Below are 15,041 nucleotides of genomic sequence, written 5' to 3'. Positions count from 1 at the left end.
ATCGGTTTTAATAACCAGAAAAATCAAATAAATATGGGGATGAAGATAGACATGTACAATTTTGTTTGGGATAAAATAGACTGGGAGAGTCATATTGATTTATTTCAAAATGGCAATCCATCGTCAAATTGATCTTGGGTAAATCTATGCGTGTATTTTCCTAAAAAGTCAAATAGAAGATCTGGATTACATTCCCATTCTTCAATCGTTTCCATTGTAGACCATACTTTTTTACCACGTAAGTCTTCTGTCCAGAGTCTTATTTTACCATTAAAATCAATAGGAACAGAAAATTCAGCTATGCAAGACTCGCCATTAGGTCTTAAAAATTTTACTAATGTCGCTTGAAACCTAAAGTCATTTCCTGTTTTACTATGAATTAAAAGAGTTCGATGACATAGTTTTTCCATCTTTTTAGTTGTAACATAATCACTTAGCTTTTTTGCTTCAAGCATTGCATCAATTTCTAAATCAGAATCAAAATCAGAGTACTCATCAAATTTATTTTTTAGTGAGTCTCCAAATGCTCCTTCAAGATTTTTATAAATATCTGCCATATTCTGTTTTTCTTTTTTGCCAATATTTGAATATCACCAACGCTGTTCAAGATTTCCTTGCTTCGTTAGAAAGTTAAATTCAAGTTGTTTTTAAATAATGAGGGTAAAATTAAGAAATTGGGATCAATGTCAAAGTAAGCATGAACATCTCTTATGCTCCCCGACAAAAGAAAGAAATATATCATTGCGTTCTCAATCTTATCCATTCTAGTAGAAGATTTATGTGACTTAGTAACAATGCTAAATCCAGCAAGAATCAGAATAATTGATACTATACAAAGAAAAATTTTTCACAGAACTTTGTCAAAAAGCATGGAAATATATGATAACAACAAGCTGGTATTGTGTTAACAATTACCACTTTTTTTGGTGTTGGCTATTTCACCTTAAGTATATTGTATTAATGTTTGTATCGGTACTTTGCTTTAAAAGCTTAAGTCCTCAAGATCTTTACACCAATTTATCTCCAATATTCTTCCCCAATTAAGAATCGAACTCAGGTTGTAAGGGATCGCCAGAATTTAGATCATACAAATAGAAAGATTCTGAAGTCGTTAATCTAATATCAGGACAATGAGAGAGAAACTGAAAATGACGAGAGACATACATAATTTTGTATGGGGAGAAATGGATTGAAAAAACGCCATCGAATTAATAGACAATGTATCAAAGTCGGACCAGTTGATTGATTATTTGCTGATGGAGATGGAGTTATCAGAGTATTTTGAAAAATTATGGAAGAAGCTATTCTTCATTTGCCAATTGAGAAATATAAAGTAGAAAGTATTAATTGGCGAGTCACAATTTTACCAGGTGTCTTTCGATATCTATTTACACCTTTAAAAAAAACCGGACACATTTAATTTAATTGAAACGGAATAGTTTTACCTTCAGAGTCTAATTTGATAAGAAAGATAGTATCACCTTGATTTTTATTTGAACTGAAGTCCCCGTCATTGGAACTAGTTCTACCAGTCACAACATAGTCACCGTCTTCGATTTGTGTGACTGAATAACCATTGTCAAAACCACTTCCGCCAAAAGTTTTTACCCATTGAGTATCTCCTGATGATTTCAATTTAATTACAAAGATATCAGTTTCCCCCTGATTCAACCCCATGAAATCACCATCATTAGAGCTAGTTTCGCCCGTTAAAATAAATCCACCGTCTTGAGTTAAAGAAATAGAATGACCTAATTCTTGATATCCACTTCCACCAAAAGTTTTTACCCATTCAATTTCACCCAATGAATCCAATTTGATTACGGGAATATTCCATCCACCTTTATTTACTTCATGGAAATCTCCATCATTTGAAGTAAATCCACCAGTTAAAATAAACCCTCCATCTTTAGCCTGTATTATTGAATTTCCCATATCCCACTCAGTTCCACCATAGGTTTTAGTCCATTGTTTTTTTCCATCCGAATTAAATTTGATGATAATAATATTACTACCAGCATGTCCTGTCAATGCAAAACCACCATCATGAGTGTTAATTACTGAGGAACTCCAGTTATTTCCACTAATAATTTTGATGAGTTGAGTATTTCCATCGGAATCCAATTTGATCACGAAGATCCCTCTTTGTTCTGAGTTCATGCCCGAAAAATCACCATCATTAGAACTGGTTCCCCCAGTTAAGACAATACTACCATTATGAAGTTGAGCAATAGAACTAACTTCATCATTATCGCTTCCACCAATTTTTTTTTCCCATTGTATTTCCCCTAAAGAATTCAATTTAATAATATAAAGGTTTTTAAGTCCAGGATCAGCATTGCTGTAATTTCCATCAATTGATCTGCTATGCCCAGTTAATATGTATCCACCATCGTGAGATTGAACAATTGAAGTGGCCCCCTCATGCCCATTGAAGGTTTTCACCCATTGTTTATCACCTACGATATTAAACTTGATCACAAAAATGGACCTTCCCTCAGCGAACGACTCACTGAAAATTCCATCGGTAGATGTAGTTAACCCACTAACAATGAATCCTCCATCCCCAGTCTGATAAATAGATTGACCGTAGTCTCCACCACTTCCACCAATTGTTAAAAAATTTGTTGTTACTTCTTCTAAAGTTTGATCCTCTTCATCTGGGATGGATTCGGTTCCACATGTCATGAATAGAAAAACTAATAAGAGAATAGAAAAGAATTGAATAAGGTGTTTCAAGAGAATCTTTTATATGTAATAGAATGATTTTGTAGTGTTATCGGGCGTGCTTAATATTTTCTAAAATGAAAAGCTAAAAAGATCAACGAATGGATGAGGGGAGGTATTTAATATATTGAGCCCAACCAAAGAATTAAACAAATATATTTTAAACGTCTATGTGTAGTAAAATCCTGCAAATGATTGAATAGCCACCAGCAATAATTAGACATTAACTACGTCGAGTATATCGGGTATATTTAAGCCACAAATAGTGGATTTCAGATATGTTGATTGTTAAACGTTTTTGTTTTATTTCAGCATGAAATTAGGTAAAACTGAAAAGTGGTAGAATCAGATTTATAGATCATATTAGTTAGTAAAGAGTGAGTTACTGGATAAATTTAAAACATCAGTTCTATTGCTCCTACAGTATAAATCAGAATGACGAGAGACATTCACAATTTTGTGCGGGGAAAAATGGGTTGGGTGAATGCCGTAGAATTGTGGAGAAGGGCATCTGAATCGGAAGTGTGGATTGATTATTTATTGATGGAGATGAAGCTATATGAGTATTTTGAGAACTGCGAATAATGTGCAGCTACAACTGACGAGTTAGAACTCGAAAGTTATATACTCCATGAAGAATACTTAAATCTCACAATCGAGCTTATCTAAGCTTTCCTATTTCAAAAAACGATTCCGGCGGGAATGATGCCCTATTCTGATAAACCCTGGATTTATCTGCACTGGCATGGAGGGACTTTAAACAGAGTCGATTAGTACTGATAACTCATTTAGAATACTTTTCCCGTAATTGTTCGAATACCTGATCACCAGGAATTGCTTTTACCTTACCTTCCTCAAATTCATCCAGACGTCGCCGGGCTTCTTTAGCCCAGGCTTTTTCAATTTCGGGATCAACCTGGTGAAGAGATTGAAGAATTTGATCAGCAATTTCTATTCGCTGATCAATTGGCAAGTCGTTGATAATGGAAATGATCTGGTCTTTATTCATGAGAGTAATTTAAATAATTAAATGACGATAAAGTCAGACAATTTTTCGGAAATCAAGTATGCAGCTTCATATGAACTACATCCTGTAATCGAAACCATTACCCCAGATTAAAGGATCTGAGGCGTTGCATGGCCTGATCACCGGGTATCATTTCGACTTCTCCAGAGTCAATCTCTCTGGCCCTCGATACGACCTCATCCATCCATGCTTGTTCTACGTCTGGATCTGGCTGGTGAAGGGTTTGCAATATCTGATCAACGATCTCTACCTGCTGATCAAATGGTAAGTTGGAGATGATGGATATGATCTGTTTTGTGTTCATAGACACAAACTTAATAATAATTCTTTCGATTTATGGTGGAAAGTCATCAAAATTCATAATAATCCGGTGTAGTGGATGAAGGGCTGAACATCAATTTTTCCAGAATTGAACCAAGATTAGAAGATGCGTTACGGATAATTTTCAGGCAGAGTATTTTATTCCCTGCCTGTTGGTGCAGATAAATCCACATAAATACAGTCTCTAGGAGTCTGTCGGACTTAAGGTAAATTTTCCGCGATTTCGACCCATGACTCTCTTTTACGTGTTGCGTCCAAACATGAGCCGAGTTTATCTGTTATTTATCGCCACTTCTCGCCTCAAATGATCGAAAAACTACGAATATTTGCCAGATTCCCTGCCTCTAAATCATTATGTTTAATGGACTTTTAAACCGAATCTACAAGCTGCTATGTCTGCTAATTTTCGCTTAGTTGATCGAGATACCGCCTATCTGCTCCCACCCTCTGTTGACGACTGGCTTCCGGAGGATCACCTTGCCCGATTTGTGGTCGAAATTGTCGACCAGCTGGATATTTCTACCCTGGAAGGAACCTACACCGGCAGCGAGTCGGATGCTTACCACCCACGTATGATGCTGGGCCGAACGCCTGTCCGATCCCGGCCCGCCCCCGGACGATGCAACGCCAACCGAAATGATGAAGTGGCGACTGAAGACGAAGGAAGGCCGGGAGTTTTACGCAAGGCGAAAATCTACGGTCGAGCCGTTCTTTGGAATTATAAAACACATGATGGGATTCCGTCAATTCCTTTTCAGAGGCCTGGAGAAGATCAATGGTGAGTGGAATCTGGTGCAATGCGCCTACAATTTGAAGAGAATGCATGTGTTGGCGGGAGAATAAACCCGGGGATCCTATATCTGAAAATGAAAATAGATAAAAATTCAATCCATTCGGGAATCCGGACAAATCGTTGAGCCATTCTGATATTTTTTTCTTCACATTCGAGTCAAGCCCGACAGACTCCTAGAAAGATCAACCCATTTGGCTGATTAACAATCAGTACACATGGGCAGCACAGACAATTGGCGAGCTATACAATTTACTCTGAGAGATCAAAATTTTTGCAAGAGATCAAATAGCTATTGTAAATCAAATGGTTTCTGGGGACTTAAGTCAAAGCCGTGTACATAAGTAGATTTTTGCTCACTGCTTCACTTATCAGTGGTGAGTATGTTAAATGGTTCAGATAGTTTTTTTGAGTTGTTTTCTAATTTCACTGGACTTATATATTTTTTTTATTTATTTCTGTAAGAGATTGCTTTATAAGGGATTATACAGACATTGTGTAATCACAAAAAAACACAAACTCTCCTCGTTATTGGCTTTTGCAAATGTGGGATTGGTCACCGGTTGTGATCAAAAATCAAGCAGTGGTGCTAAGTACAAATATATATCCTTCTGAAGGTTGGAATAGGGTCTGACTGTAGGTAACAATTCTTTCCTCCGGACAAAACGGCTTTTGAGGTTTTGGCAACTATAGCATAAAAAAATGCAGGAGTTTTCTGTGAGAATTCTTACCAACAACAAAAAGAGAATATCTATGGAAAAACATAAAAGTTATCAAAGAAAGGGCGGACGGGTTTATTCATACAGTATCATCATTCTGCTGATGATAGCGACCGGGTGTGATAATGTAACTTCACCTGATACCTCCATCAATAATCAACAGTCAGCTATTCAAAGCTCAGGGCAAATTAACGCTCAGGACGCTAGCCCTGTAAAGATCCCAGGGCAGTATATCGTTGTCTTCCGTGACCATGTTCAAGACGTGCCTGGAGTCGCGCGCGGGCTCCTGCAAGCTCACGGCGGTGATGAGTTGCATATCTATCAGTACGCTCTTAAAGGCTTTGCCGTGGCCAACCTGCCCGAACCAGCCTTGGTGGCCCTGGAGCGAAACCCGTTCATCGCCTATGTCGAACAAGACGGGATCGCATCGATCGGATCTAATACCGTACAGGAGAATGCCACCTGGGGGCTCGATCGCATCGACCAGCGCCAGCTTCCCTTGAATGAACTCTACCATTACACAGCTACCGGAGCGGGGGTGAACGTCTACGTTATCGATTCAGGGATCCGAACCACACATGAGGAATTTGGGGGCCGTGCCAGTCTGGGATATGATTTTGTAGATGATGGAAAGGACGATTGCATTGGCCATGGGACGCATGTGGCCGGTACCATAGGTGGTGAGACGTGGGGTGTAGCAAAGGATGTTTCCCTGATAGATTTGCGTGTCTTCGGTTGCTCTGGGGATGGGAGCTGGTCCACTGTGAATGCAGCTGTTGACTGGATCACCGCGAACCACGAATCACCAGCTGTGGTTAACATGAGCCTCGGGGGTCTGTTTTATCAATCCATAAATGATGCCGTGGCAGGCTCGATCGATGCAGGGTTGACTTACGTAACTGCAGCCGGTAATGATGGCTCCAATGCTTGCAATTACTCCCCGGCAAGCCTACCCGAAAGCATAACGGTCGGATCCACTACAGATACTGATGCACGTTCCGGCTTTTCGAATAAAGGATCCTGCGTTGACATCTTCGCGCCGGGTACGGGCATTACCTCAGCCTGGCACACAAGCAATAGTGCAACGAATACTGTCAATGGAACCTCGATGGCGACCCCTCATGTGGCTGGTGCCGTCGCGCTCTATCTGGAGAATAACACAAACGACTCACCTGCCGATGTATGGAATGCCATCAAGGCAGCGGCGACGGTAGATGAGCTGACCGGCATCGGTGAAGGCTCGCCGAACCTGCTGCTCTACTCCCTCTTCGACGACCTACCGGCCAACGGCGACGTGCCGACCACCGTTACGATCGATGCAGACCCAAGCCCTGCGGCCTTCGGCCAGGAAGTGACGTTTACGGCCGAGGTGCGGGGTAACAGCGCCGTTACCACCGGAACGGTCTCCTTCATCAGTGTCGGGACCTGTGAATCGCCAAATGCAACACTCGCTTTGGAAGTCGCGCTCGACTCGAACGGCGAGGCCTTTCATACAAGCAGCACACTCAGTGCAGGCGACTACACGATTACTGCTTGCTATAGCGGTGCGGACGGATTCGAGGCGGCAGATGGCAGCGTAGAACTCACTGTAAACCCAGTCGCCACGATGACGACACTTACTATAGATCCTGATCAGCGCCAGTACAGCGACATCGTTACGCTTACTGCTAAGGTAAGTGGCGAAAACCCCACAGGAAGCGTAACGTTCGAACTTCTGGATGGCTCAAACTGGACGGAAGTGGCAAACGCTTCTCTGTCTAGCGACATGGCGAGCAAGGAGGTGCAGGTCACCAGCGCAGTCGGCACGGCGACCTTCCGGGCCGTTTTTTCAAGTACGAATGATAACTTTTCTGGCTCCACGAGTGAGAGTGAAGTGCTGACAATCGAGCATGAAGACGCCACGATCACCTACCACGAAGACAATCCAGCCGCACTTCAGGTGAGCTCCGCGGGCGGTGATCTGGATGCTGGCGAGCTCGAGCTGCTGGTCGAGGTGCAGGAGAACGAGACCACTCCTACAATGGCTGCGCCGGGAGATATCGGCCTGGCCGGCCTCTCGGTGCAACTCGTGCCGGTTGGACCTGGTGGCACGGTTGATTTGACCTGCACCAGCACAGTAAACGGCACCGGTTATAGTGCCTTCAATACCTTTACCTGCACAAATTCTGGCCCCATGGAAGTCAACTCTTATGAGGTGCAGGTGTCGGTGACTGGTGATTACTACATGGCTCAGCCTTACACAGATGTCTTCACGTTGTACGACCCGAGTCAGGGCTTTACGACTGGTGGTGGCACCTTCGAACTCGAGGGTGACAGGGTTAACTTCGGCTTTGTCATGCGCTACAACCCGGCGGGACGAAACTTGCAAGGTAACCTGCTCCTGGTGCGCCATCATTCGAATGGTACCACTTCGCGGCTGAAGAGCAATGCGCTCGGAGTCCTCACACTGGGTTCGGGATCTGGTTTCGGATGGGCCAGTTTCGACGGCCGGTCTACGTACACGAGCTGGGACTCCAGTTCAGATAATTACGTAACGGCAGGGAACCAGGCGTTTACCGTCTATCTCGAGGATTATGGTGACTCAGGGATCAGCACTGACCGTATTTGGGTGAAGGGTAGTGGTGCGTTCAATATGGCCGGAACACTCGGCACAGCCAGTAACAATACCGAGGTGCTGACCGGCGGTACCATCTCAGTACCGCAACCCGTTGCCCGCGGCAGACAATAGAAGCCTGAGGCGCTGTCAATCATCTTGTCGGCGCTTCCACATGCTAGAAAGTGGGCAATTAACTTTCATTGTTTATTGATGGAGATAAAGTTACATGAGTCTTCGCCCGTCCTATTACATATTGTAATGACCCAGCTGGTTGACTATTACTGAGAGTGTAGGATTGGAAATCTTAACGAGAGCAGGCTGACGTTCAACCTGTTCTTATCTGTAAATTTTGGGTTCAATTTTACTGGAACAGATGAAAATAATGAGATCTTTGCGGTGGGTAAATGGGCCTTCAAAGACTGCTTTCTTCAGATATTTTAATATCAATTATTTCATTTTTTCCATATTGTGTATCGGCTTTTGGAAAAAAACAGACATCATACGATACTAATCTCGATCTATTGGCGATAGATAAGAATGAGTGATTATCTGCTTTTCTCTTTAGTCAAATGAAGTGTTTTGACATACGACGCTATTTCATCAATAATCATGAATCAAATTTATCTTCGATGAGAATATTGCTACTATTCTTGACCCTCTCCTTTTTTACGTTTTCAACAGCACTTTCTCAATTCGCAGGAGGCTCCGGGACTGAAGTAGATCCCTATCAAATTGAAACTGTAGAGCAGCTCCAGGAAATTAAAAATCATCTAAATAGTCACTTTATTCAGATTGCAGATATTAATGCGAGTAAAACAGTTGCGTGGAACGATAGCACTGGTTTCGAACCAATTGGTGATGTGTTTGAGCAGTTTACAGGTAGCTATTATGGAAACGGTTATGTGATTGATAGCTTATTTATTAATAGGACTGAATCAGTATATGTTGGTTTACTGGGTTATATAAAAAATGCACATTTAAAAAATATCTCTGTTACAAATGCAAGTGTATCTGGGGATAAAAGAACGGGGATTTTGATAGGATTTTCTGAATTTTCTACTCTCTCTGAATTACACGTAACGGGGATAGTTAGTTCAAATGATGTTGCTGGAGGATTGATAGGATATAACGAGAGTTCTCCCATTTCATATTCAAGTGCTATTATTGATTCATCATATACTAGAATAGGTGGTTTAATTGGCACTAATTCAAATTCCGATATTTACCGTTGTTTTACGAAAGGAAAATTCCGAGGGAGTGGCTTAGTGGGTGATGTAAACAGCAGAAGTAATATTACTGAAAGCTTTTCATTAGCAACAATAACTTCTGGTAATGGTTTAGTTGGTGAACATACTGGAGGAACTCTAATTGATTCATATTACAATGGAATTATAAAAAATGGTGCAGGCTTGGTTGGTTGGATAAATACTAATGGAAGAGTTAGAAGGAACTATAGTGTCGCACATGAAGGATCTAATATAAGCGGAGGTTTAATTAGAAGACATTCAGGGAATATTTATAGCAGCTATTGGGATGTTGAATCTTCAAATCAGCCTTTGCCAATTTCATACGGTACTGGAAGTAATACTTACGTTACAGGTTTACGTACTGCTGAAATGAAAGGTGAATCTGCTTATTACTATATGTCAGAGTTAGATTTTGAAAATACCTGGGTTCTTACAGAAGGATATCCTGCTTTAGCTTGGCAGGACGTAGAAGCAATAGCGTTACCTAACTCAGAACCTCCAGCATCTATTGGAAATGTCTTTCCTAATGTAGGAGAGCAAAGTGTTCCCGTAGATACAACTCTCATTTGGCACGCTGTTGACGCAGATAACTATGAAATTCAAATATCATCAGATATCAATTTTGGCGCAAGTAATTTAAGCGAAACAGGTATACAGGATAGTACTTTTAATTTAGCTGGAAAGCTTAAATATGGCACAAAATATTTTTGGAGAGTTAGAGGCAGGAATTTGGCTGGGACAGGAGAATGGAGCGAAGTTTGGAATTTCACTACAGCTTTTGCTTTACCATCACCTAAATTGGTTGGTCCTGCAGATCAAGATGTGGTAGAGTTTCCCGTCACATTTTTATGGAATCCTGTAGAAGGTGCTAACGATTATAATTTGGAAATCTCTTTAGATGAAAACTTTGATTCATTGGTAGATATCTCAGCAATAGAGGATCAGAACTCAAAACAGAAAACTATTCAAAAGCAGTCTGATTGGAATATTTCTCAAACTGTGGAAAATCTGGATTTCGACAAGAAGTATTATTGGCGTGTAAAAGCCTCAAACTCTGATGGGGAAAGTGATTGGAGTGAAACCAGAAGCATTCAGACAAAGTCTGCGCCTATTCAAGGGTCGGTCAGTCTTTTAGCACCTGAACGTGGGGCTGAGTTAAATTCTGGTACGGTTCAATTCAGTTGGTCTACTATCGATTTATTGGACAATTATACATTTCAATTATCTGAGAGCAATTCATTTACAACCCTATCAATTGATACAACATTATCTAAATCCGGTGAACTAAAGATTGGAAATGTTTCCGATAATGGCAGTCAAACATCCGCACTACAAGGTAAGCGAGGTGATAAATTTGGAGGAAGCTTAGAAAATGTAACTGACGAAATTTGGTTCAGTTTCACAGTTAATGAATTAAATACCACTACATATTTTAAATTTATCAATCCTGAAGGATTTGGGATTCACAATGTCAAGATAATTGCTCCTGATAATTCTGTTTTATCAAGCAGAAATTTAGATGAGGTGTTTGAATATTCTGTTCCCACATTCGTACAAGGCACGTATTATATTTCAGTAGGAGTTACAAATGGAGAGAGCATCTTTCTTAATACGGGGCAATTTCTAATTGAATCAAGTGAACAAGAGTTCACAGATGAATCTGATGATACACTATCAGTAGACTTAAATATCACTGAAGCAAATACGTATTATTGGCGCGTGAAAGCTTCAGGTAAAAATACTCAAGGGGAATGGAGTGAAACAAGATCTGTGCAGTTTGTTAATCCTGCTCTATCTCACCAAGTTGAATTGGAACTCCCATTGAATGAATCCACAAATACAGAGTTACCCACTGAGTTCAAATGGAGTGCTTTAAATGAAGCGGATCATTATGAATTGGAAATAGCAGATTCACCAACATTTTCGTCTGTAATCGCAGTACGGGAACATGAATCTGTAGCATATACCTCCGAATTACTTTCAGACACAACATCTTATCATTGGCGAGTGCGAGCTACAGTGGACGGACAACAAACTGCATGGAGTGAAGTCTGGGAATTCAAAACCCAACTACGGGTTCCTGAGATACCCACATGGAAGCCAGGAAACGGTGAACAGGATGTATCAAAAATTCCACTGATTGCCTGGTCTGAATCGAATCGGTCAGAATATTATGATCTACAGTTGGCTGACAACCCCGAGTTCTCAAATCCGACCTTAGATATTCAGGAATTATCTTCAACGGAGTATAAAGTTGCCAATGAACTTGAGGATGGAATTACCTATTACTGGCGAGTCCGTGCTGGTAACGATAGTGGATATAGCGACTGGTCAGAGGTTCTGCAATTCACTACTCAAATAACTACCTCAACAGAGTTTACAGACATGCCCAAAGAGTACAGTCTTGAGCAAAACTACCCCAACCCATTTAACCCTACCACCACCGTTACGTTTTCACTGCCTAAAAGTAGTGATGTATCTGTTGAGGTTTTCAATTCGGTAGGTCAACGAGTAGCCCAATTGGTGAATACAAGTAAGGCAGCAGGAGTTCATGAAGTAAGCTTCGATGCCTCTTCCCTATCGAGTGGTATCTATCTGATTCGGATGAATACCTCTGAGCATACTTTTATGAAAAAAATGATTTTGTTGAAGTAATCATGATTTGAAGGGATTATTGTGAACAAGTCACTATAAATTTTAAATGCTACGTAATAGATATACTACTATACAGCTTTGACGGAGATTCACCCGATTCTCTCAACCAGAATCATCATAACTATATTTCAACTAAATATTATTGATTCTACTCGGTTCGGTTTTAGCCTACATGCATGTGTAACGGCTATTCATTCATCACTGAAAAATCATGAAAAAAGTATTTTACATTCTGTTCATCGTTACGTCTTTGCTCTTAATCTCTGTCTCATGCTCAGATTCAGATAACTCGTCAAATAATCCAGTTTCTCCGGATGTGGAGACTAAATATAATCTGAGTGTGATTGCAGATCCCGCAGAAGGCGGGAGTGCAAGTCCAGCCAGTGGAGAGTATAATAGTGGTGATTTGGTAGAAATTACAGCATCTGCAAATGAAAAGTGGATATTTGAAGGGTGGCAGGGAGATCATACAGGAACTACGAACCCTGTCAGTATCACAATCGATAGCGATAAAGATATTGTAGCCCTATTTGCTGAGCGTACATATCCACTGACAGTCAATACAGAAGGTGAAGGCACAGTAAGTGAAAGAGTTGTTCAGGCGAAGACCACGGATTATCCTGAAGGTACAATAGTAGAGCTTACAGCTAATCCCGAACAAGGTTGGAGGTTCTCCCACTGGAAGGGGGATTCTGAAACGGATGATAATCCCATTGAAATAGTGATAGAGGAAGCAAAAGAAGTGACGGCTATATTTGTCAAAAGAGAATATCCTTTATCGATCACCATTGAAGGAGAAGGGACTGTGAGTGAAGAGATTATTCATGCCAAGCCTACGGATTATCCATTTGGGACTGTAGTGGAACTCAATGCAACCCCAGCAAACGGCTGGGAATTCTCTCATTGGCAGGGTAATTTAGAAGGAAGTGAGAATCCTGCTAAAATTGAGGTTACAGAAGAGACGACAATAACGGCTGTATTTGTCAGGAATGCATTTGCCATCAACTACACTATTGAAGGTGAAGGCTCGGTATCAGAAAACTTGATCTCAGGAAGTGAAACAGATGAGGGAGCCTATGAATATGAATCTACAGTAGAGCTTACCGCTAATGCAAAAGACGGATGGGTTTTTTCTCATTGGCAGGGTGATCTCGAAGGAAAAAGCAAAACTGTAGCGATAGAGATTGATAGTGAGAAAAATGTTACTGCAATCTTTGAACGAAGAGACTACCCTTTGACTGTCAACATAGAAGGCGAGGGTTCAGTAATTGAAGACATAATACAGGCGAAATCTACCGATTATCCTTATGAAACGGAGGTAAAACTCACTGCAAACCCGGCAACTGGTTGGGTATTCTCTCATTGGCAGGGTGATTTGGACGGAGGTGATAATCCTGTGACGATTGAAGTTACAGAGGAGAAAAACATTACTGCGATTTTTAAAGAAGCTTACTATGAAGTTTCACTTACAATAAATGGAGAAGGTGAAATTGGGGAAGTATTAATTGATGGTGATTATAACGAAGGATTATATAAACACGGTTCTTCAGTTGAGTTTAATGCAGTAGCATCTCATGGATGGAATTTTACATCATGGAGTGGAGATGTCGAGAGTGTAGCAAACCCTTTGGAAATAGAAGTACATAATGATATACATTTATCAGCTGCGTTTACACGCATTGATTATGATGTCGAAATAATTGCAGAGGGAGAGGGAACAGTTACTGAATTTTTGATTAATGGAACTGAAACAGAAAATGGATATTTGTTTGGATCCGAGGTACGTCTAATTGCGAATGCTGCCGTAGGGTGGGAGTTTATTGAGTGGACTGGAGATATTGAATCTACAGATAATCCTATTTCACTTGAGGTAAATTCAAATAAAGAGATAAGTGCAATATTCAAACCTGAATCTGATGTTTTGTATGCGATGGGGTCGAATCGATTGGGGCAGTTGGGGGATGGTACTACTACCGATAAACATGAGCCGATAATGCTAACTTCCAACGTGGCTTCTATTTCGGGAGGAACTAATGCAAGTTTTTTTGTAAAAAATGATGGGACTCTAATGGGAATGGGAAGTAATACTATGGGTGAGCTTGGGTATCAGCAACCAGGATATTATTGGAGAAAACCTGTGGTGATTACAAATGATGTTGCAAAAGCCGTGATTGGTCAATTACATAGCATGTTCATTAAAAATGATGGATCTCTTTGGGCATTAGGTGATAATAGTTTTGGACAACTTGGTGATGGCACAGCTATAGATCGGACTTCTCCTGTAAAGATAGCTGAAAATGTAGTTGATGTATCTGTTGGTTATCGGCACACTTTATTTCTGAGGGAGGATGGCACTTTATGGGGTATGGGGCGAAATGAGTTAGGTGAATTAGGCGATGGTACAACGAATGATCGTATTATACCTGTAAATATAGCTTTGAATGTGAAGGCAATATCTGCAGGGTGGCGTCACAGTTTCTATATTTCGACAACAGGAACACTTTTTGGAATGGGCTTTAATATTGATGGTCAACTTGGTGCTGGATACGTAAGTGTTCGAACGCAATCCCCTGTATTTATAATGAGTAATGTAGATCTTGTATCAGCTGGTAACGATCACAGTTTAATTTTATCAAGTGATGGTACTCTGTATTCAACAGGGCATAATGAATATGGCAAACTCGGAGATGGTACGACAAATAACATAAATGAACCCGTTGAAGTAGCTAATGATGTAATCGATATCAGCGCAGGAAAAAGTCATAGCCTGTATTTAACGAGTGACGGGAAGTTATGGGGAATGGGTCTAAATGATAAAGGTCAATTAGGTGTTGGAGCGACGAGTAATCACATAATCCCAATTGAAATTGATGAAGGTGTTATAAAAATATCTGCAGGCGATTCACATAGTTTGTTTATAAAAGAATGAAATTTTTTAGTTTAGTTAATTACAATCAAT

9 protein-coding genes and 1 pseudogene are annotated in these 15,041 nt (G+C 40.6%); 6 read left to right on the top strand and 4 right to left on the bottom strand.

Annotated elements, in window-relative coordinates:
- Positions 1-104 precede the first annotated feature (104 nt).
- Both DYD21_RS14280 and DYD21_RS14275 read right to left on the bottom strand, forming a co-directional pair.
- Positions 105-557, bottom strand: coding sequence for a hypothetical protein (locus DYD21_RS14280; protein ID WP_116037672.1), 453 nt, complete (start codon positions 555-557; stop codon positions 105-107).
- 859 nt (positions 558-1,416) lie between these two features.
- Positions 1,417-2,688 (bottom strand): hypothetical protein, encoded by a 1,272-nt coding sequence (locus DYD21_RS14275; protein WP_116037671.1) that lies wholly within the window; start codon positions 2,686-2,688, stop codon positions 1,417-1,419.
- Positions 2,689-3,162: 474 nt separating this feature from the next.
- Between DYD21_RS14275 and DYD21_RS21120 the strand changes: the two genes are divergently transcribed.
- On the top strand, positions 3,163-3,312 hold the full coding sequence (locus tag DYD21_RS21120; protein WP_158607306.1) for a hypothetical protein: 150 nt from the start codon (positions 3,163-3,165) through the stop codon (positions 3,310-3,312).
- Between the two features lie 199 nt (positions 3,313-3,511).
- Here the strand turns inward: DYD21_RS21120 and DYD21_RS14270 are convergent, their stop codons facing one another.
- Both DYD21_RS14270 and DYD21_RS14265 read right to left on the bottom strand, forming a co-directional pair.
- Positions 3,512-3,736: an addiction module protein gene (locus DYD21_RS14270; RefSeq protein WP_116037670.1), complete on the bottom strand. Its 225-nt coding sequence runs from the start codon at positions 3,734-3,736 to the stop codon at positions 3,512-3,514.
- A 97-nt stretch (positions 3,737-3,833) separates the two neighbouring features.
- On the bottom strand, positions 3,834-4,058 hold the full coding sequence (locus tag DYD21_RS14265) for an addiction module protein (protein ID WP_116037669.1): 225 nt from the start codon (positions 4,056-4,058) through the stop codon (positions 3,834-3,836).
- Positions 4,059-4,467: 409 nt separating this feature from the next.
- On the opposite strand from DYD21_RS14265, the pseudogene DYD21_RS21530 reads away from it, so the two are divergent.
- The 5 genes and pseudogenes from DYD21_RS21530 to DYD21_RS14245 all read left to right on the top strand — a co-directional run.
- A pseudogene (locus DYD21_RS21530) lies at positions 4,468-4,656 on the top strand (IS5/IS1182 family transposase); the annotation flags it as partial.
- Between the two features lie 55 nt (positions 4,657-4,711).
- On the top strand, positions 4,712-4,918 hold the full coding sequence (locus DYD21_RS14260) for a transposase (RefSeq protein WP_116037668.1): 207 nt from the start codon (positions 4,712-4,714) through the stop codon (positions 4,916-4,918).
- Positions 4,919-5,618: 700 nt separating this feature from the next.
- Positions 5,619-8,312 (top strand): S8 family serine peptidase, encoded by a 2,694-nt coding sequence (locus tag DYD21_RS14255; protein ID WP_147303601.1) that lies wholly within the window; start codon positions 5,619-5,621, stop codon positions 8,310-8,312.
- 497 nt (positions 8,313-8,809) lie between these two features.
- Positions 8,810-12,082 carry a T9SS type A sorting domain-containing protein gene (locus tag DYD21_RS14250; RefSeq protein ID WP_158607304.1) on the top strand — a complete coding sequence of 1,091 codons (3,273 nt, stop codon included), beginning with the start codon at positions 8,810-8,812 and terminating at the stop codon, positions 12,080-12,082.
- 211 nt (positions 12,083-12,293) lie between these two features.
- A complete protein-coding gene (locus DYD21_RS14245; protein ID WP_116037665.1) occupies positions 12,294-15,011 on the top strand; it encodes an RCC1 repeat-containing protein in 2,718 nt (905 codons plus the stop codon).
- The last annotated feature ends 30 nt before the right edge of the window (positions 15,012-15,041 follow it).

The sequence above is a fragment of the Rhodohalobacter sp. SW132 genome, assembly GCF_003390325.1.
Classification (GTDB): domain Bacteria; phylum Bacteroidota; class Rhodothermia; order Balneolales; family Balneolaceae; genus SW132.
This window is presented reverse-complemented; position numbering and strand designations above follow the sequence as displayed.